The organism is Bartonella sp. W8122 (genome assembly GCF_016102485.1).
GTDB lineage: Bacteria > Pseudomonadota > Alphaproteobacteria > Rhizobiales > Rhizobiaceae > Bartonella > Bartonella apihabitans.
The window spans coordinates 45,372-68,492 of sequence record NZ_JACFOO010000001.1 but is presented as its reverse complement, the minus strand read 5'-3'; the positions used below and the strand labels follow the sequence as shown (position 1 = coordinate 68,492).

Sequence of the window (23,121 nt, the reverse complement as noted above, 5' to 3'; positions counted from 1 at the left end):
TGGCCTGTTTTCTAATCCCTGTATTTTCTTTTGCCGTATTGTCGTTAATGCGAGAATTGTAGTTTTGCCAAACGCGCATAAAGGCCGTTTTGAGCAACCAGTTCGTCATGTGTACCTTCTTCGACAATAGCACCTTTATCGAGAACAACAATTCTGTCGGCTTTCAAAACTGTTGCCAAACGGTGGGCGATAACCAGTGTTGTGCGATTTTTCATTAATCCTTCAAGCGCTCTTTGTACAAGCATCTCGTTTTCTGCGTCGAGTGCGGATGTTGCTTCGTCAAGCAAAAGAAGCGGCGCATTGCGCAAAATTGCACGTGCAATGGCTATACGTTGCTTCTGTCCGCCTGAAAGGGTAATGCCGCGCTCGCCAACCTCAGTTTCAAAACCGTCTTTCAAATTATGAATGAAGTCGAGCGCATGGGCAGCCTCGGCCGCTTCTTCAATAGCTTTATTGTCGGCCAAAGGATTACCAAAGGCGATATTTTCCCGCAAAGTTCCATCAAAAATGGCGACATCCTGCGGTACATAGGCAATACGCGAGCGTAAATCCTCAAGCTTGACTCTGGAAATTTCCGTACCATCGAAAGTAAGATTGCCGCTATCGGGATCATAAAAGCGCAAGATCAATGAAAAAATTGTACTTTTGCCGCCGCCGGAGGGGCCGACAAAGGCAACCGTCTCTCCGGCTTTGATCGAAAATGTCAAATTGTGCAAGACAGGTTGTGATTTTCTGGTCGGATAGGCAAAATCGACATGATTGAAGTTGATTGCACCCCGTGCCGGTTCAGGCAGTTTCAACGGAGTGGCGGGAACAGTAATGGTCGTTTTTTCAACAAGCAGTTCGGCAAGTCTTTCGGCCGCGCCTGTTGCCTGTGCAAGCTCGGCGCCAACTTCCGATAATTGGCCGAATGCGCTAGCACCGAAAACCGCATAAAGAACGAATTGCCCCAATGTTCCGGCTGTCATGGTTTTATTCAAGACATCGTTCGAGCCAATCCATAACACCGCTACAACGCTGCCAAAGACAAGGAAAATAGCAAAAGCGGTTAAAAACGCACGCGATAAAATCGATCCACGTGCCGATTGGAAAGCCCGTTCGATCAATTGGGAAAACCGTTTATTGACATTTTGTTCCGCCGTAAAAGCCTGAATGGTGCGGATAGCGCTCACCTGTTCGGAAGCAAGTGCTGTCGCATCGGCAAGACGGTCTTGTGCGAGGCGGGTTCTTTTGCGCACTTTGCGTCCGAAAACAATGAGCGGAATAACAACAATGGGAATTGCCACAAGCACCATTGCCGACAGTTTCGGACTGGTCACAATCATCATGATAATGGCGCCGACGGCCATAATGATGTTACGCAAGAAAACTGAAGCTGTAGCACCGACTGCCGATTTTACTTGTGTTGTATCGGCAGACAAGCGCGAGATAATTTCACCGGAACGGGATTTATCAAAAAATTCCGGTGACAGACTGATAATATGGGAAAAAACATCACGCCGGAGATCCGCCACCACATGTTCTCCCAAAGTAATCACCGAATAATAACGTCCGGCTGAAGCAAGAGCCAGAATTGCAGCAAGCAAAAACAGCACCGCAAAATAGGAATTGATCATGGTGCCGTTGCTTAAACTAAAGCCATGATCGAGCATACGGCGGATTGCAATAGGAAGCGCCAACATAACAAGGGCTGCAACAATCAAAGAAACAGCAGCCGAAAAGGCAAGTTTTTTATAACGGAATACATAAGGTTGCAGTGCTGATAAGGGACGCAAGCTATGTTTTTTCGGGGCAGATAGTCTTTTTTCGCCATTTTCCATGCTGTTCTTCTTATCCATATTCTATTGTGCCCTTGTGCTATCGTTCGTGCTGTTGTATAGGCAACACCAGATTTTTATCAAAGTCCGGCCACACCCGGGCTTTGTTTATCAAATTGATGAACGGATGGCATCATGAAAATACACCATGTAACCGTTCGTTACCGTTAGAAGCAGGAAGTTTGCGTCATGAAAGCTGATATTCATCCCGATTACCACACCATCAAGGTTGTGATGACAGATGGCACCGAGTATTTCACCCGCTCCACATGGGGCAAAGAGGGTGATACTATGAATCTTGATATTGATCCGAGAACACATCCGGCTTGGACTGGTGGTTCACAGACCCTCGTTGATCGTGGTGGTCGTGTTTCCAAGTTCAAAAACCGTTTTGGCAATCTCGGCCTTTAATCAGTTTCTATTTCCCTTTAAAACCCGCCAATCCGGCGGGTTTTTTATTTTTTAAAACATCGCAGTTATCGGGATAGTGACAATTTTCCAACTGCCCGTCTTGAACCTTAGCCGAAAGCTTTTGTTCAAATGGTAGAGAAGAAGATAAAAGCACGAAAAAATAACAGAAAGTCCGATAAAAAGCCCGTTCCTGAAAAACCTACTTTTCAACAAACAAATGGTTTTTGAAGAGGTGAATAAATCCGGAGAACGGAAAATAAATTCGCCGCCTCAATAAAAAACCGGCCTTCGGGAGGTTTAAAAAACACCCGAAAGCCGGAACAATTCAATTGGAAACTTCAAGAATAAACTTATTCGGCGGCAAGCTTTGCCATGACTTCGTCACTGACTTCGAAATTGGCATAGACGTTTTGAACGTCATCATCTTCTTCCAAGGTAGAAATCAGACGAAGAACCGATTCGGCTTTTTCTTCATCAATCGGTGTTGTTGTTGTCGGCTTCCAGACGACTTTGACCGATTCGGCTTCGCCAAGTGCGGCTTCAAGTGCTTTGGAAACTTCGCCGACATTTTCAAAAGCACAGGTAATGACGTGGCCATCTTCATCAGACTGGACATCATCGGCACCGGCTTCAATAGCTGCTTCCATAACTTTGTCTGCGTCACCGGCGTCCGGTTTATAAACAATTTCGCCAACACGATTGAACATGAAGCCGACCGAACCAGTTTCACCCAATGCACCACCTGCTTTGGTGAAAGCGGCACGGACATTGGAGGCTGTACGGTTACGATTATCTGTCAAAGCTTCGACAATAACAGCAACGCCGGCCGGACCGTAACCTTCGTAGCGGACTTCTTCATAATTTTCGCTATCGTTACCGGCAGCCTTTTTAATTGCCCGTTCGATATTGTCTTTCGGCATGGACTGGGCTCTCGCATTTTGCACAGCCAAGCGTAGACGGGCATTCATCGCAGGATCCGGCACACCAAGCTTGGCCGCAACGGTTATTTCGCGGGCGAGTTTGGAAAACATCTTCGAGCGCATCGCATCCTGACGACCTTTGCGATGCATAATATTCTTAAACTGTGAATGGCCTGACATAGATCACCTTTCGGTTTTCACCGACAGCGAGCCTTGGAATGATCGAAGTATCCTGTCGGACAATGTTCTAATAAAAATCTGAATGAGCGCCTTATACGGAAAACGAGTGAAAAGGTAAAGAGTTGCGCATCTTTCACCAAAAATCCGGCAAGCATTCTTCCAATCGCGGTCCAAGCCGCAAGGCGGATACTTTTTCTGCAAGCCCTGTGCGGTCGGAAATTTCAACCGCAAGCCCACAAATGGTTGCAGGCCCACTTGCCGGTTCATAGCGGCCACGCGATATTTTTGTAACAAAACGGTTAAGCGGCTCTTCTATATCCATACCGAGTGACGAATCATAATCGCCACACATACCGGCATCCGACATAAACGCCGTACCGCCACTAAAAATCTGATAATCGGCTGTCGGAACATGGGTATGGGTGCCCACCACCACACTGGCGCGACCATCAAGAAAATGGCCAAAACATTGTTTTTCGCTTGTGGCTTCGGCATGGAAATCAAAAATCACGGCATCGGCCTGCTCGCCGAGCGGACACTCTCCCACAATGCGTTCGGCTGCCTCGAACGGATCGTCAAGATCAGGATGCATGAATACCCGTCCCATAACATTGGCAACAAGCACACGCGCACCGTTTTTTGCTATATAGACACCCGAACCTTTGCCTGCCGTTCCTTTCGGGAAATTTGCAGGTCTTAAAAACCGGTCGGCATGATCGGCATAATTTAAAGTTTCTTTCTGGTCGAAAGCATGGTTACCGGTGGTTACAACATTTGCACCAGCTTCCAGTGTTTCATTATAGATTTTTTCGGTAATGCCGAAGCCCGAAGCTGCATTTTCGCCGTTAACGACAACAAAGTCGAGTTTAAGACTTGATATCAAGCCCGGAAGCTTCTGGAACACTGCTGTGCGGCCGGATTTGCCAACCATGTCACCTAAAAATAAAAATCTCATAATTCTACTCTAAACATCTCTTCAAAACGATCTTAAACCACTTTCGGTGAGTATCATTGCCAATTTTTGATCGTGAGGTTCGGCCGGTATTGATGGAACTTCCTGACAATCAAAAGCAAGTCCTATCAATAAAGGGTTATGCCCGTTTTCTCTCAAGCTTGCAATTGCCCGATCATAGTAACCGGCACCATAACCAATTCTGTTTCCTTTGTTGTCAAAAGCCGAAAGCGGAACGAGGAGTGTTTCCGGCGTAACAATTTTCGCTTCTTCGGATGGCCCTACGGTACCAAAGCCCATATCAACGAGTTTTCCCTCATCTTCAAAAATTCTGAAAACCATTTTTGTTTTATTGATAATGGCAGGTAGAGCCAGTTTAAATCCATGTTCTTTCAGTGCCAACATAATCGGGCGCGGGTCAATTTCGCTTTTGATCGGCCAGAAACCTGCAACAGTTTTGCCTTTTAAAATGGCAAGCAGCTTTTGAAGCTCATCGACGAGTTTTTGCGAAATGATAACGCGCTGTTCTTGCCGCATCCGGTCACGTCTTGCCAGTGCTTCCTGTCGAAGCGTTTTTTTGTTGTTGGTCATCTTGCGAGAAACGTCTTCCACTTCCGTTTATTTCTTCAAAGCTGCTCTGCAATTTATTGTTAAAATCCGGATTAACTTTAACGATAATGGACGATCATCCGGTTTTGTCAAAGCTGTTTTGAAAAATCGTATCAAGAGAACAGTGGAAACCTTTAAATCGTGACGATAACCGCCATGGCTTCTTTAATCATCACAAATCCTCACAAAGATCGGCAAGGGGCAGAAATTACGGTCATTAATCGAAACAATTTGAAGATGATTGTAAGGTCAATGTGAAGAGGATAAATTTGAAGCAGGAAGAGAAGGGCAGCTCGAAATCGAAATGGTTTATGGCTTAAAAGGACGAACTGATTATCGTTTATGCGTCATACAATTTGAGACATGAAAGTGGCGATCCGCAGCAACCGGTGGAATGTATTTGATCCCGGGAAACCTACAACGTAGGTGGGCGCCATATGAAAAGGCCCACGAGCCTAATCAGGGACAGCTCCCTTAGAGATCAATAAGGCCCCGGGGATGCAGTTATTCCTGTCGAGAAGAGCAGAACGCCTCGGCCAATATAGGTGAAGTCCCGACTTGTTACCAGTCCACAATCAGGTTTTTGAAACTTAATTTGCAAGTTTTATTTAAATCCCGAAATCTTTGAAGAAATCAGATAGCCCGTCCGGTTTGTTCTTCAAGAATGTCGCCAACACGTTTTTGCGCGCGTTGCATTTGCGGATAAATTTGCAATGCATCTTCATAGGCGTGTAGCGCAAGCTTATTGCGCCCTGTCATTTCCAGAATCGACCCGACGAGAAACAGGGCATTATAATTTCTGGGTTCCAGCTCAAGGGAACGTTGTAGATCGCTCATTGCAAGTTTCAGGTCATTCAATTGCACATGAACTGCTGCACGACGCGCCCATCCTTCAGCATAATCGGGCTGCAAGGCCACCACATTATCAAGAAAATCAAGCGCCCTGGCATAGTCTTGCTGGTTAATACCATCTTCAGCCCATTGCATAAGAAGATCAATCGTATCACTTCCCGATTGCGACCATAGGCCTTGAATCTGGCGACTGATTTTTGCCGCTTCCTTTTGATTGGCGGTTCTTTTCAAAACAGCAAGCAAGTGGTCAAGTTCAGCCTGCTTTTTTTGTGCTGCATTCTGATTTTTTCCAAGATCGGGCAATGCTTCTTCCCGTGACGGTTTGTCGGGAATCATATCTTCCGGTGATAATGGCGGAGAATCAGGGTCTTCTTGTGGTGGAAGTTCCGGCAAGCCTTGAGAAAACACTAAAGAAGGCGACACAGCCGTTATAATAGACAGAGAAATTATGAAAAAACGAATTTTCCATTTATTCATCATGATTTCCTCTGTCAGGGCCGTTTTTCTTTGTCACATGAAGTGCGCGACAGATGATTTTGTTTTTCAACGCCCGCCACATATTATGGCAGCAATATTATAATGATGAGGGAATTGAAGCAATGGTGGAATATAGTGCAAAATAAAAAAGGCCCCATAATGGAGCCTTTTTAAATCATATATCGAATAATCAACCCTGACGGGCTTTAAAGCGCGGGTTGGTCTTATTGATAATATAAATACGACCTTTGCGGCGAACCATGCGGTTGTCGCGGTGACGACCCTTGAGCGCTCTGAGCGAATTTTTAATTTTCATTTCAATCACCGTTTGTATAACCCGTCGCCGGGTAAAAGGATTGGACCCATAATCGGGCTTGAATTTCGTCGGTCAAATAGCCTGACGATAGAGGGTTTGTCAACTCTAAATCACGCAAAAATAGTGTTTCCATTGTCAAACTCTATCAAGAATCACGCTTTGGAGACGTTCAAGCCTGTCGTTTTGCTGTTATTCGGCACGACCGGTCAGTCTTATAATGTGCCCCATTTTTCTTCCCGCTCTTATGTCCGCTTTCCCGTAAAGGTCGATGAAAGTTTGCGGTTCCGCCAATAGATCGGGCAAGCGTTTCACATCTTCGCCGATCAGATTTTCCATCACACAATTGCTATGCCGCGTTGTTTTCCCCAAAGGAAGACCGGCGACTGCACGTATATGCTGCTCGAATTGCGAGATAAGGCAGGCAGCCTCGGTCCAGTGGCCGGAATTGTGAACGCGTGGTGCCAATTCATTGGCCAAGACCGAGCCATCTTTGAGAACAAAAAATTCCACTCCGATCACACCGATATAATCAAGTTCGTGAAGAACTGTTTTTGCAGCCTTTTGCGCTGCCTCGACGGTTTTTTTGTCGATAGAGGCCGGAACGGTCGATGTCCTTAAAATTCCATCACGGTGAACATTTTCAGGGCAGTCATAAAAGGCAATATTGCCATTAAAGTCACGTGCGGCAATCACCGATATTTCTTTTTTGAACGGAACAAATCCTTCAAGAATGGCAGGCACATTGCCGATATCGGCAAGCGCTTGATCAATTTCTTCTTCGGTCGGATTATCAAGCCGCACCTGTCCTTTGCCATCATAACCGAATCGGCGTGACTTCAGAATGCCTTTGCCGCCAACATTGCCGAGACCGGCAATCAGCATTTGACGATTGTCGACAAGAAACCACGGAGCCGTTTTAATTCCGCTATCATTCAGAAATTTCTTTTCGGTAAAGCGATCCTGAGAAACTTCGAGTGCTGCCGGTTTTGGCAAAACAGTGGCTTTTTTAGCAAGCCGGTCAACGGCACGTGCCGGAACATTCTCGAATTCGTAAGTGATCACATCGGATAAATTGGCGAGTTCATCCAATGCTTTTTCATCATCATAATCTGCAACAATTTGACGATTGGCTGTTTGTGCGGCGGGGCAATCCGGCGTCGGCTCAAGAATAATTGTATGAAATCCAAGCCGTGCAGCGGCACTTGCCATCATACGGGCAAGCTGCCCACCACCGATAATGCCGATTGTATCTCCTGGTTCAAGACTTTTCATTTTTTCACCTCATCGATGGGAAATTCTGAAACATTGGCCGTTTGATTGGCACGCCATTCATCAAGCCGACCGGCAAGGGCTTTGTCAGAAAGGGCAAGAACAGAAGCGGCAAGAAGTGCCGCGTTAATGGCCCCCGATTTTCCGATGGCAAGTGTTCCAACTGGCACACCCGCCGGCATTTGCACAATCGAAAGAAGCGAATCCTGCCCCGATAATGCACGTGATTGAACAGGAACACCAAAGACAGGCAAACTGGTCATTGCGGCAGTCATTCCCGGCAAATGGGCAGCGCCTCCGGCACCGGCAATAATAATCTTGAAACCGGCCTTTTTGGCGCCTTTGGCAAAATTATACAAGCGATCAGGAGTGCGATGAGCCGAAACGATTCTTGCTTCATAGCTTATGGAAAGACTTTCCAGTGTTTCGGCAGCATGACACATTGTTTCCCAATCGGATTGGCTGCCCATAATAATGGCAACATCATGTGTTTTCGTGCCCATATTTTTTCCTGTCATAGTTTTTATGCAATAATGTCGGGAATAATACGATCTTCAAGTTTTTGCAGTTGATCTTTAATCGCCAATTTCTTTTTTTTCATCCGCTGGATTTGTAACTGGTCACAGCCTGTTTTTATCATTGCGTCAATTGCTGCATCATAATCTGCATGTTCCTGCTTCAATTTTGCAACAGCCAATTTGACATCAACCTGTTCCTGTTCAGACATTTAGCGGCCGTCCTATTTTGCATGGGGCTTGTTCATCGGGCATTGTTGTCGCCCATCGTCATTTTTTCGCCTATACCACGAAAGAAAAATTGCGAAAATGTTTAATTGCCAAAATCTGTGGTAATTCATTTTAAAGTCGACAATTCATGTTAAAGATGCAAAGCTATTCTTTGCCGATTGGAAAAGGCTTCGCAAGAATTATGAAGTTAATATCAAAGAAATAAGGAGCATAGTTATGGCAACTGAAGCACATCTGGCATCTTTGGAACGTAAACACCAGGAGCTTGAAACAGAAATCGACAAAGCCATGGCTTCGCCTTCGGCTGATGATCTTGCCATTAATGAACTCAAACGGAAGAAGCTTGCTCTCAAGGACGAGATCGAAAAACTCAAAACGCTTTAGTTTTAATTGATTATTTAAAGTTTTATCGATTGTTTGAAACAGGTTACAAAATTATTTTGTCCTGAATGAAACTTGCATGAAGGAAAGGGGGAGATCTTCCCTTTCCGGACAAGGTGTATTTTCACACCAAACGAGGCGTTTTTTATAACACGGTTTTGTAAATTGTTTACAAAAGTGTCGCTGGCTACTTGTACAATGTGCCGTTAAAAATAATGTATAAGTTTTTTGACAATCACTCTTTTGGCTTAAGCCTTATTTCTTGCTATTACTTCATTGAACATGAATTTCCCGTATCACAGGGGGGCATAAAGTTTTTGTTGCGCAAAAATGGTTCTGGATAAAAGGAAATTGCACGGAAATAGACTTTGCGGGGGCAAAGACCATATGTCATGAAAGACATTTACACATAAAATGCCAGAGCAAGACTGTTATGTCAGGGCAAGATTGGCACGAATGTCGGAAGTTTGAAGAAAGGGTTTACAATGACTGTCTCGAAAAAGACAATGAAGGCTATTGAAATTGCCGGTAAAGGCGGGCCCGAAGTGCTCAAACTCGTTGATGTCAACATTCCGGACATAAAGAACAATGAAGTTCTTGTGCGTGTTCGTGCAGCCGGTGTGAACCGTCCGGATGTTTTCCAGCGGATGGGGAGTTATCCGCCGCCGGAAGGAGCCTCGCCACTACCGGGCTTGGAGGTTGCCGGTGAAATTGTCGAGCTTGGTGTTGCAGTCAAACAATGGAAGGTTGGCGACAAAGTCACGGCGCTGATTGCCGGTGGAGGTTATGCCGAATATGCGGCTGTTGCTGCCGATAATGTTTTGCCTGTTCCACATGGCTATGATTTTATAAAAGCGGCGGCGCTGCCTGAAACTTTCTTTACCGTCTGGAGCAATGTGTTTGATCGCGCACATTTGAAATCGGGTGAAGTTTTTCTTGTTCACGGTGGCACTTCGGGCATTGGCACGACAGCTATCCAATTGGCAAAAGCTTTCGGTGCCAAGGTGCTTGCCACAGCAGGAACAGCGGAAAAATGCGAAGCCTGTTTGAAACTCGGGGCCGATCTTGCAATCAATTACCGGACAGAGGACTTTGTGAGCAAGGCTCAGGAATTTACCAATAAAAAAGGTGTCAATGTCATTCTTGATATGGTCGGGGGAGACTATGTCAACAAGAATTACAAAATTGCTGCTCCTGAAGGGCGCATTGTGCAGATTGCCAATCTTTCCGGCTCTATGGCAACAGTCAATCTCAACTATATTTATGTAAAGCGGCTTATTCATACCGGCTCGACGTTGCGGGCACGTGACACAGCCTTCAAAGCTGCCATTGCCGCGCAATTAAAGGAAAAAGTCTGGCCGCTCCTCGAAACGCAAAAAGTTCATCCGGTTATTGATAAGGTTTTTCCGCTTGCAGAAGCCGCCAAAGCCCATGAACGCATGGAATCAAGCGCCCATATTGGCAAAATTATTCTCGAAATCGATTGAGGGGAATTGCGAGTTTCATCTCATGTCTTGTCGTTTTATAAAATTCGGTTTATAAGGCTTGGCGAATTCCCGGAAAATGTGGTCTATTCCACGTCCCGCCTCACCGGAGCGGGCGAACGAGAGGATAATGTTATGGCAACACAACTATTGATGCCCAAAGCTACAGCCGTTTGGCTGGTTGATAATACGGCGCTTTCTTTTGACCAGATCGCCGCTTTTTGCAAGTTGCATCCATTGGAAGTCAAAGCGATTGCCGATGGAGAATCAGCACAAGGCATCAAAGGGCTTGATCCGATTATTACCGGTCAATTGACGCGTGATGAAATTGAACGCGGCGAAAAGAATAATGATTACCGCCTGAAAATTTCCGAACCAAAAGTTCGCCTTCCGGAAAACAAACGTAAAGGACCGCGCTATACACCGCTCTCAAAGCGTCAGGACCGTCCGAATGCTATTTTGTGGCTGGTGCGCAATCATTCCGAATTGAAAGACGCGCAGATTGCCCGTTTGATCGGCACGACCAAATCGACAATTGAGCAAATCCGCAATCGTACGCACTGGAATTCGGCAAATTTGACGCCGATGGATCCGGTAACACTCGGGCTCTGCTCGCAAATCGAACTTGATATAGAAGTTGAGAAAGCCGCCAAGAACCGTCCGGCAGTGACACCGGAAGACGGCACATTATTGCCGGCTTCGGCTACCGAGAATCTTGAAATCAATGATAACAAGGATGAAGAGCTTGATGCCGATAAGGTTTTCGCAAAGCTTTCATCTCTTAAAAGTGATAATCACGACGATAACTGAGTTTTTTACCAGTCAAGCTGTCAGACTTGATTGGTTGGGAAATTAACTAGTCGTTTCACCCCGCAATTTGAAAAAATTGCGGGTTTTGTTTATCGAAAACTTAGCTCTGTCGGTCAAATAACGACAATTTTTTACGTTTTTGTTATAATATTTTTATTATCTATAACTAATTATAAGAAGTTATAAGTTAAATTTTAAAATGATAAATTCATTAAATTGCTTTTTAACATATGAAATATTGTTTCTTTGTCATCATTGTGCCCGCAAAGGCAGATTTTTTAATCCTCCAAAGTTGAACTCCTAGACCATTAAAAGTTGCCCCGTTCAGGTTTGTTTTTAATTAGCCGACTTATTATTACTAAAAATTAACCATCCTTATCTATTGATATCGTCGAAGCAAACGCGCCGGAATATTCAAGTTTTGGCCTTTGTTTCAACAAATTTAAACGTCATAGAAATAACGTGAAGCAGGGAAATATCGTGAAGCAGGTCTATCGGTAAATCTGATGCTTCAGTTGTTTTGACGGGAAGTAAAGAATTTTGCTTAAGACCGCCCGGTGAAAAGATGCCGGGCGTTTGGATTCAGGGATTAACACATTATGCCGGGAATAGAATTAGCGAGTCCAGCGTCGGTAGGAATCTGGAGCCTGTTCATGCAGGCCAATTGGGTTGTAAAAGCTGTCATGATCGGCTTGCTATTGGCATCTATCTGGAGCTGGGCAATTATTATTGATAAATTGATTGCTTATAGTCGCATTCGTCATGCGATGAACCGTTTCGAGCAGATTTTCTGGTCCGGCCAATCGCTTGAGGACTTGTATAGAAATTTGAGCGAAAGGCGGGTCTTTGGCATGGGAGCCATTTTTATGGCGGCTATGCGCGAGTGGAAAAAGTCACTTGAAAAGGGTGCGCGCTCGCCGATGGGTTTGCAAAGCCGTATTGATAAAGCTATGGATGTTGCACTTGCCCGCGAAAGCGACCGCATGGAATCGCGTTTAGGGTTTCTGGCAACAGTCGGCTCGGCAGGTCCGTTCATTGGCCTCTTCGGAACGGTTGTTGGTATTATGAGTTCTTTCCAGTCCATTGCAGCCTCGAAGAATACATCTCTTGCTGTCGTCGCACCCGGTATTGCGGAAGCCTTGTTGGCAACGGCTATCGGTCTTCTTGCTGCTATTCCGGCGGTTATTGCTTTCAATAAATTGTCGGGAGATGCGGGAAAAATCACCGGTCGTCTTGAAGGCTTTGCCGACGAATTTTCAGCCATTCTTTCCCGCCAAATCGATGAGAAATTGACTTCTCGCCAGTCTTACTAAAAGGAATTCTGAGATGGGTATGGCTGTAGGAAGTTCCGGTGGTTCAAAACGGCGTGGTCGCCGTGGCGGTGCGCCGCGTCGTGGCTTGATGAGTGAAATCAACGTGACACCATTCGTTGATGTGATGCTGGTTCTGTTAATTATTTTTATGGTTTCGGCACCATTGCTTGTTAATGGTGTGCCGCTTGATTTACCGAAAACGCAAGCCGGCCCCGTCAACACCGAAACAAAACCTTTGACGGTTTCCATTAACGATCAGGGGCGCCTTGCCGTCAATGAGGAATATTATGATACGCCGGATGAAGTTGTTGCAAAATTGAATGCTGTTACAGAATCATCAGGCGGTGATGCTTCCAAGCAACGTATTTTTGTTCGCGGAGCAAAAACAGTAGAATACCAGAAGGTTCTTGACCTTCTCGCAATCATTCAGAAAGCGGGCTTTACCAATGTTGCATTGGCAAGTCTGCCACAACAGTAAAATTGGCGATAAACTGATATTATGAAAGCAGGTCTGGCAACATCGGTAGCGGCACATGCCCTGATTCTTACCTGGGGGCTTATCAGCCTTTCCTCGCCGGCCGATTTTAATGCGGAGGTAACCGAAGCTTTGCCGGTTTCTCTGGTGCCGATTGCCGAAACGACTTCGATACAAAAGGGCGAGTTGACAGCATCCAAAGAGAATAAAGCCGCACCGAAACCGACCACAAAACCGGTTGAAAAGCCTGATGCCGAGCATGTCGGTGATGGCAAGGTTGATAATGAAGCGCCATTAAAGCCCAAGGAAAAAGATCGCGATGTCGATGCAACACCGCCGCCTTCGGGCACACCCGACGCGGATCCGAATCCCGTTCCACCTACAAAAACGCCCGAAACAAAGCCGGACAATACTCCGAAACCTGAAGAAAAACCGAAGGTAGAAGAACAAAAGCCGGAAGAAAGTTCCAAGCCGGATAAGGCAGAGCCGAAGCCGGAAGAATCGGCCGATGCGACCGAACCAGCTAGCGAGCCGAAGAAGGATCCTTTCCCGAATTTACCGGAAAAAGCACCTTTGCCGACAGCAAAACCGAAACCGGCGGAGCCTAAGCCTGCTGTAAAAGCCAAAGGTGAAAGTGTCGATGATATTCTGGCAATGAATGAAAAGGCCTTGATTGATAAAACGCGCACATCCGGCGGTGGTGCTGCCCGTTCGCAAGGGCCTGCGGGTTTTGGTGCCAAGAAAAATATCGGCAATGGTCAGGATGTTGGTCAGACACTCGTTAATGCGGCAACAAGCTGTATCACCAAAAACTTGAAATTGGCCGCCCTCGGTGGCGGGGTCGCGGGAGAAAATCCGGTTGCCGAAGCCAAGTTCAATTTGAGCATAGAGGGTAAAGTTGTCGGTGAACCGATCATTACCGGAATGAGTGGCAACCCCAATAAAGTGGACTTGCTGATTAACCAGACACGCGCGGCCATATTTGCCTGTCAGCCGTTCGAGGATTTGCCACGTGACCAATATGACAAATGGGGTCAGGGATTTGATTTGAAAATCGACCCGTTCAATTCGTTCTGATTGTGGCGACGTATTTTTGTGACGGGATTAAACAAAGTAAACAACTATAGGAGAGATAACCGACTTTGCTATTCGCCAATGGTGTTGATGAGATAATTTTTTCATAATGGCGGAAAACAGTTTTCGATGTTCATCTTGTTTTCGATTGCATATCCGGTTTCCGGCTTGGCAAAATTATCTCATCGCAATGATGATAGCGGCAGAAAACAAGACGTTGCTCGAAAATAGTTAGAAGGTATTGGATAGGTCGGCAAGGATCTGATGTGAAAGGGCTTGGAAACGGTTTTTCAAAACAGTTTAGTCATGATTGAAAAGCTGTTCATGCAATTGGAATAAACATCCGGAATTTTTACGATTCCGATACAAAAAAGACGTAAAGTGGAATGCTTTAAGGCAACGGAAAGAAAATGGTTTCTTCGATGATTAAGAAAAATAAGCGCCTTTATATTTTTGTTTTTTTGTCAATGGTTTTGCCATTTCTAGGGTGGCAAGCCTCTTTTGCGCAATTGAAAGGAACTGTCTCGTCGGCCGATTTTAACCCGATTCCCATCGCAGTGACCGATTTTATTGCCGGTGACCAGATGGGTGTACAGATTTCTTCGGTGGTGACCGCCGATCTTGAACGCTCGGGGCTTTTCAAGCCGATTGACAAATCGTCATTTCTGGAACGTATTTCCAATCCGGATGTACAACCGCGGTTCCCCGATTGGCAACAAATCAACGCACAAGGTTTGGTAACCGGCCGTGTTACAAAAGAAGCAGACGGGCGTTTACGGGTCGAATTCCGTCTCTGGGATGTTTATGGTGGCAAACAGCTTGAAGGCCGCCAGTTCTATGCAACACCGCAAACCTGGCGTCGCGTTGCCCATATTATAGCCGATGCCATTTACACGAAAATGACCGGTGAAAAAGGTTATTTTGATACGCGCATTGTATTCGTTGATGAAACAGGTGCAGCAAATGCACGTGTCAAACGTCTTGCTATTATGGATCAGGACGGGGCAAATCTTACCTATATCTCGAACGGTCGCGAGCTCGTTCTAACGCCACGTTTTTCACCAAGCCGTCAGGAAATTACCTATATGGCTTATGCCGGTAACAATGTCCCGAAGGTTTATTTGCAACAAATCGAAACCGGTCAGCGTGAACTTGTCGGTACTTTTCCGAACATGACCATTGCACCGCGTTTTTCACCGGATGGTCAAAAGGTGATTATGAGTTTGTTGCAAGATAATGGCAGTGCCAATCTTTACACAATGGATTTGCGTTCGCGTTCGACAACACGGCTTACGACAACGCCGGCGATCGATACATCGGCTTCCTATTCACCCGATGGAACCCAGATCGTTTTTGAGTCCGACCGTGGAGGAAAACCGCAAATCTATGTCATGAATACCGATGGCAGCAACCAGCACCGCATCTCGTTCGGCGATGGCAGCTATTCAACGCCGGTCTGGTCACCTCGTGGCGATTATATTGCCTTCACCAAACAGTCACAGGGGCAGTTTTCAATCGGTGTCATGAAGCCTGACGGGCAGGGTGAACGCTTGTTGACTTCCGGTTTCCATAATGAAGGTCCGACATGGGCACCGAACGGTCGCGTTATCATGTTCTTCCGGCAAAATCAGGGGCAGCAGCCAAAGCTCTATACGATTGATATAACCGGACGCAATGAACGTGTGTTGCCAACCCCGAATGGTGCATCCGATCCGGCCTGGTCGCCATTGCTCGATTAGGAATTTTATATCAACCTTATCAAGCTGAAAGGCCATAAGCTTTCAATTTCTTGATGGCATCAATTGACTTTTCCGGCTTGCTACAAGAAGGTTTTTTCAAAATACCGAACACCGTTTCAAAGAATTGAAACGGTGTTTTTATTTACCGGCTTTCTTGAACAACTTGCTATTGGACTTTTTACTCATTTCGCGCTAAGGAAAATCACATCTGCCGTCTTTCCGCCTCAATCAGCGAGCAACCGGTGGATTTGTATTTTTTATAAAAAAGTGATGCGTAAGTATTCATTAACCATGCGTGTTGAGAGCTTTTTAAGCAAATCAAGCTAAAAGCCTTGAAAATCAACCGCTAACTTTTAAGGAGTCTCGGCACATGGGCCGTTTCCAAAAACTTGCTCGCAATCCGCTTGCTATAGCATTTGTCCTATCGCTAACTCTCGCTGGCTGCGCCAAACACGGCCTGAATGACCCGAATGCGCTGGGACTGAACAACGCAAAACCGGGATCAGCGCAGGACTTTACAGTCAACGTTGGTGACCGCGTATTCTTTGATCTTGATTCATCCAGTATTCGTGCCGATGCCCAGCAGACATTGACACGTCAGGCACAATGGTTGCAGCGTTATCCGCAATACACCATTACCGTTGAAGGTCATGCCGATGAACGTGGTACACGCGAATACAATATCGCTCTTGGTCAGCGTCGTGCTGTTGCCGCCCGCGATTATTTGATTTCACAAGGTGTTGCCGCGAACCGCATGCGGACCATTTCCTATGGTAAGGAACGTCCGGTTGCAGTTTGCGATGCTCCGCAGTGCTGGAACCAGAACCGTCGCGCTGTTACAGTCTTGAACAACGCACGCTAATTTACATTTTTATTCCAATGTCAAAAACGGCCCTGTCAAGGGCCGTTTTTTTTGTCAAACTTCCGCCGAAGTTGGTTGATAACCAAAATTGATACGAACATAAAAGGACAAAGCTATGGGTTTTCTTTCTTCCCCGCATTTATTGGCATGTTCGGTAAAACGTTTGGCTACAACGGTTATACTCGCTCAGGCTTTATCGTGGTCGGTGCTGGTGCCTTGTTATAGCGCGTCGTCAGAGCAAGGCGGATCGTCATTTGCAAACGGGCTTTTTCCTTTTGGCAAGAAAAAAACAGTTGAAAGCCAAACCGTACAAATGTCTCCGCAACCCGATAGCCGCGTTACCGATCTTCAACAACAGGTGCGTGAACTTACAGGAAAAGTAGAAGAGCTCAACTTTATGGTTCTGCAAATGCAGGAACAATTGCGTCAATTGCAGGGAGGCTCGGCGAGCTCTTCTGGTTCGACCCAACAGCCGTCATCGCCGCAACAAGCCCAGTCACTGCCATCGTCATCGCAGTCATCTGCAGCAAAAGAAACTACTGGCAAGTCTATTGCCGGAAGCTCCGTTGAAGGGGCTACAGGAAACAGTGTTCCTCAAAACAGCGAAAATGGACAAAAAATAAATCCGCAAGAAGCGCCTAAAGATCTCGGCTCGATTGAATTTGACAAGAATGGCAATGTTCTTAATGGAAGTATCAATAAGGATGCAGTAGACACCGGTGCTCAAGGTCAGTCGGGCACACAAACCGCAACAGCATTGCCCACGGTTCCACAAACAACCAGTGCAAAAGAGCTTTATGACATCGGTTATAAAAATATCCTTGCCGGTGATTACCGTTCAGCCGAAGCCGATTTCCGTGCTTTTCAGGAGCGCTATTCCACCGACCCGCAAATTGCGGACGCAAGTTTCTGGCTTGGCGAATCTCTTTTCGGCCAGAAGCGCTATCGTGAAGCGGCACAAGCCTATATTGATGTGCAGCGTAATTACAAAGATTCACCGCGTGGACCGGAAAATCTGTTGAAACTTGGTATGAGCATGGCTCATCTTGATGAACAGAAAGTGGCTTGCGCAACCTTTGCCGAAGTGACAAAACGTTACAAAACTGTAGATCCGGCAGTTTTGAAACGTGTCAAGGACGAGCAAAGTCGCAACAAGTGTCAATAATAGATTTCAAAAAACTCTTTCAGCCTTCAGATTTCGAAAACTGTAAAATAGTCATTGCTGCGGTTTCCGGGGGCGGGGACTCAACGTCTCTTCTGTTTCTTCTGCGTGACTATTTGAAAGGTCTTGGAAATCCCCCCGAACTTCTCGCTGTCACAGTTGACCACCGTTTACGGCCTGAATCAGCCGCTGAGGCCGAAGAAGTCGGAAAATTATGTGAGCGTCTTAACGTGAGACACGAAACGGTTTGCTGGGCAGATGCGAAACCTCAGACAGCTTTGTCCCATGAAGCGAGAATAGCACGTTATGGTTTGCTCTTTTCTGTTGCGGAAAAAGTCGGGGCGAGCGTCATTATGACCGGTCATACCCTGAATGATCAGGCAGAAACTTATGAAATGCGGTTGCATCGCGGTAGCCATCGCGGCCTTGCCTGTATGCCGCGTGAATCACTTCTTATGCGCAAAATACGCTTGATCCGGCCTCTCCTCGGAGTGAAACGGCAAGAGTTGCGTGAATATTTACGCTCCATTAAACAGGATTGGATTGACGACCCGACAAATGAAAATCCGCATTATGAACGGGTACGCATTCGCAAACGCCTCAAAGACGAGGATGTTGATGCCATTGCAAAAAAAGTTGACGAAGCGGCAATTTTCAGGCGCACACAAAGTAAAGCCGCAGCCGATCTCATCGATAAACTCGACATAACAATGCAACATGCCTTATGTACGATAAGCGCGGTCACGGACGAGCAGTTGAATGACCCGGAGTTTCCTTTTGTCATGGGGGCTCTCGCTTCCATTATTGGGGGAGCGCAGGTTCTCGCGAGCGATTCGCAGGTTGAATTTCTGAAAACCCAGCTCATGAAGAAACGGACGGCTCTTTATCATTTTACGTTGCTTGGAACGGTGATCGAGCTTAACGGTAAAAATATCAGATTGTGGCGCGAGGCGAGAAACCAGACAGCAAGTGTCGCCGCTGCCCAATCTTCGATCATTTGGGATGGCCGTTATCGTATTGATAACCGGTCGGACAATGCTGTGCGGGTAAATGTTCCCTCTCTTTGCGATATAAAGTCTGTAGCGCGGGAAGAAGATATTAACCCCCGTTCGATCCATTTTTTGTCACTACAGACAGCATTGGCAATTTTCAGCCGTTCGGGAATTGATATTCCGGCTCTTACGGGAAAACTTGTTCATGCCGAAAATCTCACCTGCAAGAGATTCATGCGCCCGTTCGGTTGGCTGATCTCTTCTGATGATTACCCGCTTTTTAAAATATTAAGCCGTTTTTTTGAAATGACATTGTCGACATCGCAAGAAAATGACCAAAAAGCTGGATGAAACATTATGAAAAGCTCATGTTCAGCCTTGGCAAGGCAACTTCAAGCACATATGTTACAATAAAATTTATCCGATAGAGCGTAATAGCCAATAGAGCGAAATAGATTGAGTGGACCTAATATGAATCCAAATTATCGTTCCTTCCTGATATGGGGGATCATCGCACTCTTATTGATTACTTTATTTTCGTTTTTTAACGGAAATAGTCAGCAGGGTGGCACAGGAGAGATAACGTATTCAGATTTTCTGAAACGGGTCGATAATAAAGAAATCAAAACTGTTACCATTCAAGGTCAACGTTTGACCGGCATCACAAACGATAACAGAACGGTTCTTTCCTTTGCACCCAATGATCCCGGTCTTGTCACTCGTCTTGAAAGCAAAAATGTCAATGTCAGAGCCCAACCGGAAAGCACGGGCAATAGCACCTTCATGAATTTGCTCATCACGCTTCTGCCGGTTGTCATTCTTATCGGCGTGTGGATTTTCTTTATGCGTCAGATGCAAGGGGGTGCACGCGGAGCGATGGGCTTTGGTAAATCCAAGGCAAAATTGCTCACCGAAGCGCATGGTCGTGTGACATTCAAGGATGTCGCTGGCGTCGACGAAGCCAAACAGGACTTACAGGAAATTGTCGAATTTTTGCGTGAACCGCAAAAGTTCCAGCGTCTTGGCGGTCGTATTCCGCGTGGTGTTTTGCTTGTTGGTCCTCCCGGAACCGGTAAAACATTGCTCGCCCGTTCCGTTGCCGGTGAAGCCAATGTGCCGTTCTTCACAATTTCCGGTTCTGATTTTGTCGAAATGTTTGTCGGTGTTGGTGCAAGCCGTGTTCGCGACATGTTCGAGCAGGCGAAAAAGAATGCGCCATGTATCATTTTCATTGATGAAATCGATGCCGTCGGTCGTCATCGTGGAGCCGGTTTCGGCGGTGGCAATGATGAACGTGAACAGACATTGAACCAGCTTCTTGTCGAAATGGACGGGTTCGAGCCGAATGAAAGCATTATTCTGATTGCCGCAACCAACCGCCCCGATGTTCTTGATCCGGCATTGTTGCGTCCGGGTCGTTTTGACCGGCAGGTGGTTGTTCCCAATCCCGACGTTGCAGGACGTGAGGAAATTCTTAAAGTCCATGTTCGCAATGTGCCTTTGGCTCCGAATGTCGACTTGAAGATTGTAGCGCGCGGTACACCCGGATTTTCCGGTGCCGATTTGATGAACCTTGTCAATGAAGCAGCACTTATGGCAGCCCGGCGCGACAAACGCCTGGTCACCATGCAGGAATTCGAGGATGCCAAAGATAAGGTCATGATGGGGGCCGAACGCCATTCCGCCATGACACCGGCAGAAAAAGAGCTGACAGCTTTTCATGAAGCCGGACACGCCATTATCGCTATCAATATGCCGGCAGCCGATCCGGTGCACAAAGCAACAATTGTCCCGCGTGGTCGTGCACTCGGTATGGTTATGCAATTGCCGGAAGGTGACAAATATTCGATGAGTTACCGCTACATGATTTCGCGGCTGGCAATCATGATGGGTGGCCGTGTTGCCGAAGAATTGAAGTTCGGCAGGGATAACATCACTTCCGGTGCTTCCTCCGACATCGAACAGGCAACAAAACTTGCCCGTGCGATGGTCACACGCTGGGGCTTTTCCGACGAACTCGGCAAGGTTACTTATGGAGAAAGTCAGGAAGATATGTATCAGGGAGGCGGGCGTAACCAGCAGGTTTCGGAAGAGACAGCAAGGGTTATTGATGCCGAAATTCGTCGTCTTATCGACGAAGCCTATCAGACAGCAAAACAAACCTTGACGTCGAAGAAGAAACAATGGGTTGCTCTTGCCGAAGGTTTGCTTGAATACGAGACTCTTACGGGAGCCGAAATTCAGGAAGTCATCAACGGCAAACCGCCATCACGCGATATGGGCAAGGATTCGCCGACCCCGCACGTTTCAAGTGTTCCGAAAGCCGGAAAAACGCCTGAAAAATCCAAATCCGATCATGCGAAGTCGGTTGTCGTAAGGGCAAAAGCGGTTTTTCACTCGACCGATAAAGTCGATGAAAAGACAGAGGCTTCCGACAAGTCCGAAACAGCAAAAGCTGCGGCTGAGAAAAAGCCGACAAGGACCAGAAAGACGACCAAGGCAACAAAGACGGCAAAGACGACGGGGACAACAAAAACGTCAAAGTCGGAAAAGTCCGAAAAGCCGGTAAAAAAAATTGATAAGCCGACTAAAAAATCGGCAGAAACAGAAACCGGTACTGATAATCCGGATAATAAAAAGGACTGAACTTTATTTTAAAAAACGTCAAAGCGGCTTGATAAACTCAAGTCGCTTTTATTTTATTCAAGTGCCGCTATGTTAACCTTGTCTTGATAATTCCGGCCTTTACCAGCTTTGTTGATAGAGGAAATCATTGGTTTTTGGCTTAAAAATTGGTAATCGAAACAAAAGACACAGGTGTATGGGTAGCGGGCAGAATTTTATCGATTTTCAATTTTGTCGAAAAAGGAAAATATAATGGCGTTTAAATATTTCGGTACCGATGGAATAAGAGGAAAAGCCAATACATTTCCGATGACCGCAGATGTGGCTATGAAAGTCGGTATGGCGGTTGGGATTCTTTTTCGCAGCCAAGGTCGGCCGGGACGCGTTGTTATCGGTAAAGATACACGCCTGTCAGGTTATATGCTGGAAAATGCAATGGTTGCAGGCTTTACGGCAAGTGGCATGGAAGTGTTTCTTTTAGGGCCAATTCCGACACCTGCCGTGGCAATGCTTTGCCGTTCGCTGCGTGCCGATGTCGGCGTTATGATTTCGGCTTCACACAATCCTTTTTTCGATAATGGTATAAAATTGTTCGGTCCGGACGGTTTCAAACTTTCCGACGAAATCGAGTTGAAAATCGAAAAGCTCATTGAAACCGATATGACAAACCAGCTTGCCGGCCAATCGCAAATCGGTCGGGCAAAGCGTGTCGAAGGTGACATTTATCGTTATATCGAGTTTGCCAAACGTACATTGCCGCGCGATGTCCGGCTCGACGGTATGCGGATTGTTGTCGATTGTGCCAATGGTGCAGCCTATAAAGCCGCGCCACTTGCTCTGTGGGAGCTTGGTGCGGAAGTTGTGACACTAAGTGACAAGCCGACAGGCACAAATATCAATGAAGAATGCGGTTCGACCCACCCGATTGCTTTGATGCGGAAGGTTCATGAAGTAAGGGCAGATGCGGGAATTGCACTTGATGGCGATGGTGACCGCGTGGTGATGGTTGATGAAACCGGTGCCATTATCGATGGTGACCAGTTGATGGCGGTTGTCGCCGAACGTTGGCTGGAAAATGGTCTTTTACGGGGTGGCGGTATTGTCGCGACAGTCATGTCCAATCTCGGGCTTGAACGGTTTCTTGCCCAAAAAGGACTGACTATGGCAAGAACCAAGGTTGGCGACCGGTATGTTGTCGAATATATGCGCCAACACGGGTTCAATGTTGGTGGTGAACAATCGGGTCACATTGTTCTTTCCGACTATGGCACAACAGGAGATGGTCTGGTGACATCGCTGCAAATATTGGGTTGCGCAAAAGAATCACAAAAACCGATGAGCGAATTGTGTCATCGCTTCGAACCGGTGCCGCAAGTTTTGAAGAATGTCCGCTTTTCCGAAGGCAAACCGCTTGAAGACGCTCACGTTAAAGATGTTATCAAAAACGCTGAAAAACGTCTGGGGAAAAACGGTCGACTGGTTATACGTCCGTCGGGAACCGAACCACTTATCCGCGTTATGGCGGAAGGGGATGATGAACGTTTGATCGGAAATGTGGTTGACGAGATTGTCGAGGCGCTTAAAAAAGTAAGAGACGCTGTTTGACCGGTAGTTTTTGCTTTCCCATATTAAATTTATGAGTTTTTTTAAAAGCA

At 46.4% G+C, this 23,121-nt stretch carries 21 protein-coding genes, 1 other RNA gene and 1 pseudogene; 13 read left to right on the top strand and 10 right to left on the bottom strand.

Features of this window, described 5'->3' with window-relative positions; translation table 11 throughout:
• Nucleotides 1-44: 44 nt before the first annotated feature.
• Nucleotides 45-1,838: an ABC transporter transmembrane domain-containing protein gene (locus H3S83_RS00345; RefSeq protein ID WP_246741693.1), complete on the bottom strand. Its 1,794-nt coding sequence runs from the start codon at nucleotides 1,836-1,838 to the stop codon at nucleotides 45-47.
• 168 nt (nucleotides 1,839-2,006) lie between these two features.
• Here H3S83_RS00345 and rpmE point away from each other — a divergent pair, with 168 nt between their 5' ends.
• The gene (gene rpmE, locus H3S83_RS00340) at nucleotides 2,007-2,228 is read left to right on the top strand and encodes a 50S ribosomal protein L31 (protein WP_075869314.1); all 222 of its coding nucleotides are present in this window, start codon (nucleotides 2,007-2,009) and stop codon (nucleotides 2,226-2,228) included.
• Between the two features lie 350 nt (nucleotides 2,229-2,578).
• Here rpmE and H3S83_RS00335 read toward each other — a convergent pair whose 3' ends face one another.
• The 9 genes from H3S83_RS00335 to H3S83_RS00295 all read right to left on the bottom strand — a co-directional run bounded on the left by H3S83_RS00335 (nucleotide 2,579) and on the right by H3S83_RS00295 (nucleotide 8,530).
• Nucleotides 2,579-3,328, bottom strand: coding sequence for a YebC/PmpR family DNA-binding transcriptional regulator (locus H3S83_RS00335; RefSeq protein WP_198238599.1), 750 nt, complete (start codon nucleotides 3,326-3,328; stop codon nucleotides 2,579-2,581).
• Between the two features lie 133 nt (nucleotides 3,329-3,461).
• The gene (locus tag H3S83_RS00330) at nucleotides 3,462-4,283 is read right to left on the bottom strand and encodes a TIGR00282 family metallophosphoesterase (RefSeq protein ID WP_198225656.1); all 822 of its coding nucleotides are present in this window, start codon (nucleotides 4,281-4,283) and stop codon (nucleotides 3,462-3,464) included.
• 21 nt (nucleotides 4,284-4,304) lie between these two features.
• Nucleotides 4,305-4,892, bottom strand: coding sequence for a 5-formyltetrahydrofolate cyclo-ligase (locus tag H3S83_RS00325; RefSeq protein ID WP_370541323.1), 588 nt, complete (start codon nucleotides 4,890-4,892; stop codon nucleotides 4,305-4,307).
• 367 nt (nucleotides 4,893-5,259) lie between these two features.
• Nucleotides 5,260-5,421: non-coding RNA, 6S RNA (ssrS, locus tag H3S83_RS00320), on the bottom strand.
• A gap of 101 nt (nucleotides 5,422-5,522) precedes the next feature.
• Nucleotides 5,523-6,221: a tetratricopeptide repeat protein gene (locus H3S83_RS00315; RefSeq protein ID WP_198238598.1), complete on the bottom strand. Its 699-nt coding sequence runs from the start codon at nucleotides 6,219-6,221 to the stop codon at nucleotides 5,523-5,525.
• 187 nt (nucleotides 6,222-6,408) lie between these two features.
• Nucleotides 6,409-6,534 (bottom strand): type B 50S ribosomal protein L36, encoded by a 126-nt coding sequence (gene ykgO, locus H3S83_RS00310; RefSeq protein ID WP_075869311.1) that lies wholly within the window; start codon nucleotides 6,532-6,534, stop codon nucleotides 6,409-6,411.
• Nucleotides 6,535-6,723: 189 nt separating this feature from the next.
• Nucleotides 6,724-7,806 carry a 5-(carboxyamino)imidazole ribonucleotide synthase gene (locus H3S83_RS00305; protein ID WP_198238597.1) on the bottom strand — a complete coding sequence of 361 codons (1,083 nt, stop codon included), beginning with the start codon at nucleotides 7,804-7,806 and terminating at the stop codon, nucleotides 6,724-6,726.
• Nucleotides 7,803-8,306 carry a 5-(carboxyamino)imidazole ribonucleotide mutase gene (gene purE, locus H3S83_RS00300; RefSeq protein ID WP_198238596.1) on the bottom strand — a complete coding sequence of 168 codons (504 nt, stop codon included), beginning with the start codon at nucleotides 8,304-8,306 and terminating at the stop codon, nucleotides 7,803-7,805. Before purE ends, H3S83_RS00305 begins: the two co-directional genes overlap by 4 nt.
• 20 nt (nucleotides 8,307-8,326) lie before the next feature.
• Nucleotides 8,327-8,530, bottom strand: coding sequence for a YdcH family protein (locus H3S83_RS00295; protein ID WP_077972986.1), 204 nt, complete (start codon nucleotides 8,528-8,530; stop codon nucleotides 8,327-8,329).
• Nucleotides 8,531-8,765: 235 nt separating this feature from the next.
• Between H3S83_RS00295 and H3S83_RS00290 the strand changes: the two genes are divergently transcribed.
• The 12 genes and pseudogenes from H3S83_RS00290 (at nucleotide 8,766) to glmM (ending at nucleotide 23,071) form a co-directional block, all read left to right on the top strand.
• On the top strand, nucleotides 8,766-8,933 hold the full coding sequence (locus H3S83_RS00290; protein ID WP_198238595.1) for a YdcH family protein: 168 nt from the start codon (nucleotides 8,766-8,768) through the stop codon (nucleotides 8,931-8,933).
• A 482-nt stretch (nucleotides 8,934-9,415) separates the two neighbouring features.
• On the top strand, nucleotides 9,416-10,417 hold the full coding sequence (locus tag H3S83_RS00285) for an NAD(P)H-quinone oxidoreductase (protein ID WP_198238594.1): 1,002 nt from the start codon (nucleotides 9,416-9,418) through the stop codon (nucleotides 10,415-10,417).
• 132 nt (nucleotides 10,418-10,549) lie between these two features.
• Nucleotides 10,550-11,224, top strand: a complete 675-nt coding sequence (locus H3S83_RS00280; RefSeq protein ID WP_077972978.1) for a DUF1013 domain-containing protein — start codon at nucleotides 10,550-10,552, stop codon at nucleotides 11,222-11,224.
• A gap of 599 nt (nucleotides 11,225-11,823) precedes the next feature.
• Nucleotides 11,824-12,537, top strand: a complete 714-nt coding sequence (gene tolQ / locus H3S83_RS00275) for a protein TolQ (protein WP_198225660.1) — start codon at nucleotides 11,824-11,826, stop codon at nucleotides 12,535-12,537.
• 13 nt (nucleotides 12,538-12,550) lie between these two features.
• The gene (tolR, locus tag H3S83_RS00270; RefSeq protein WP_198225661.1) at nucleotides 12,551-13,015 is read left to right on the top strand and encodes a protein TolR; all 465 of its coding nucleotides are present in this window, start codon (nucleotides 12,551-12,553) and stop codon (nucleotides 13,013-13,015) included.
• A 21-nt stretch (nucleotides 13,016-13,036) separates the two neighbouring features.
• Nucleotides 13,037-14,089, top strand: coding sequence for a hypothetical protein (locus H3S83_RS00265; RefSeq protein WP_077993967.1), 1,053 nt, complete (start codon nucleotides 13,037-13,039; stop codon nucleotides 14,087-14,089).
• A gap of 500 nt (nucleotides 14,090-14,589) precedes the next feature.
• Nucleotides 14,590-15,825 (top strand): annotated as a pseudogene (gene tolB, locus H3S83_RS00260) (Tol-Pal system beta propeller repeat protein TolB); the annotation flags it as partial.
• A gap of 370 nt (nucleotides 15,826-16,195) precedes the next feature.
• Nucleotides 16,196-16,687: a peptidoglycan-associated lipoprotein Pal gene (gene pal / locus H3S83_RS00255; RefSeq protein ID WP_075869304.1), complete on the top strand. Its 492-nt coding sequence runs from the start codon at nucleotides 16,196-16,198 to the stop codon at nucleotides 16,685-16,687.
• Nucleotides 16,688-16,802: 115 nt separating this feature from the next.
• Nucleotides 16,803-17,852 (top strand): tol-pal system protein YbgF, encoded by a 1,050-nt coding sequence (gene ybgF / locus H3S83_RS00250; RefSeq protein ID WP_198238593.1) that lies wholly within the window; start codon nucleotides 16,803-16,805, stop codon nucleotides 17,850-17,852.
• Nucleotides 17,843-19,192: a tRNA lysidine(34) synthetase TilS gene (tilS, locus tag H3S83_RS00245; protein WP_198238592.1), complete on the top strand. Its 1,350-nt coding sequence runs from the start codon at nucleotides 17,843-17,845 to the stop codon at nucleotides 19,190-19,192. Before ybgF ends, tilS begins: the two co-directional genes overlap by 10 nt.
• A 120-nt stretch (nucleotides 19,193-19,312) precedes the next feature.
• Nucleotides 19,313-21,487, top strand: a complete 2,175-nt coding sequence (ftsH, locus tag H3S83_RS00240) for an ATP-dependent zinc metalloprotease FtsH (protein ID WP_198238591.1) — start codon at nucleotides 19,313-19,315, stop codon at nucleotides 21,485-21,487.
• 231 nt (nucleotides 21,488-21,718) lie between these two features.
• Nucleotides 21,719-23,071, top strand: coding sequence for a phosphoglucosamine mutase (glmM, locus tag H3S83_RS00235; RefSeq protein ID WP_198238590.1), 1,353 nt, complete (start codon nucleotides 21,719-21,721; stop codon nucleotides 23,069-23,071).
• The last annotated feature ends 50 nt before the right edge of the window (nucleotides 23,072-23,121 follow it).

Bases quoted from the DNA above. Each gene is read 5' to 3' on its own strand.
- H3S83_RS00345 (WP_246741693.1), bottom strand. From the start codon at position 1,838: ATGGATAAGAAGAACAGCATGGAAAATGGCGAAAAAAGACTATCTGCC.
- rpmE (WP_075869314.1), top strand. From the start codon at position 2,007: ATGAAAGCTGATATTCATCCCGATTACCACACCATCAAGGTTGTGATG.
- H3S83_RS00335 (WP_198238599.1), bottom strand. From the start codon at position 3,328: ATGTCAGGCCATTCACAGTTTAAGAATATTATGCATCGCAAAGGTCGT.
- H3S83_RS00330 (WP_198225656.1), bottom strand. From the start codon at position 4,283: ATGAGATTTTTATTTTTAGGTGACATGGTTGGCAAATCCGGCCGCACA.
- H3S83_RS00315 (WP_198238598.1), bottom strand. From the start codon at position 6,221: ATGATGAATAAATGGAAAATTCGTTTTTTCATAATTTCTCTGTCTATT.
- ykgO (WP_075869311.1), bottom strand. From the start codon at position 6,534: ATGAAAATTAAAAATTCGCTCAGAGCGCTCAAGGGTCGTCACCGCGAC.
- H3S83_RS00305 (WP_198238597.1), bottom strand. From the start codon at position 7,806: ATGAAAAGTCTTGAACCAGGAGATACAATCGGCATTATCGGTGGTGGG.
- purE (WP_198238596.1), bottom strand. From the start codon at position 8,306: ATGGGCACGAAAACACATGATGTTGCCATTATTATGGGCAGCCAATCC.
- H3S83_RS00295 (WP_077972986.1), bottom strand. From the start codon at position 8,530: ATGTCTGAACAGGAACAGGTTGATGTCAAATTGGCTGTTGCAAAATTG.
- H3S83_RS00290 (WP_198238595.1), top strand. From the start codon at position 8,766: ATGGCAACTGAAGCACATCTGGCATCTTTGGAACGTAAACACCAGGAG.
- H3S83_RS00285 (WP_198238594.1), top strand. From the start codon at position 9,416: ATGACTGTCTCGAAAAAGACAATGAAGGCTATTGAAATTGCCGGTAAA.
- H3S83_RS00280 (WP_077972978.1), top strand. From the start codon at position 10,550: ATGGCAACACAACTATTGATGCCCAAAGCTACAGCCGTTTGGCTGGTT.
- tolQ (WP_198225660.1), top strand. From the start codon at position 11,824: ATGCCGGGAATAGAATTAGCGAGTCCAGCGTCGGTAGGAATCTGGAGC.
- tolR (WP_198225661.1), top strand. From the start codon at position 12,551: ATGGGTATGGCTGTAGGAAGTTCCGGTGGTTCAAAACGGCGTGGTCGC.
- H3S83_RS00265 (WP_077993967.1), top strand. From the start codon at position 13,037: ATGAAAGCAGGTCTGGCAACATCGGTAGCGGCACATGCCCTGATTCTT.
- pal (WP_075869304.1), top strand. From the start codon at position 16,196: ATGGGCCGTTTCCAAAAACTTGCTCGCAATCCGCTTGCTATAGCATTT.
- ybgF (WP_198238593.1), top strand. From the start codon at position 16,803: ATGGGTTTTCTTTCTTCCCCGCATTTATTGGCATGTTCGGTAAAACGT.
- ftsH (WP_198238591.1), top strand. From the start codon at position 19,313: ATGAATCCAAATTATCGTTCCTTCCTGATATGGGGGATCATCGCACTC.
- glmM (WP_198238590.1), top strand. From the start codon at position 21,719: ATGGCGTTTAAATATTTCGGTACCGATGGAATAAGAGGAAAAGCCAAT.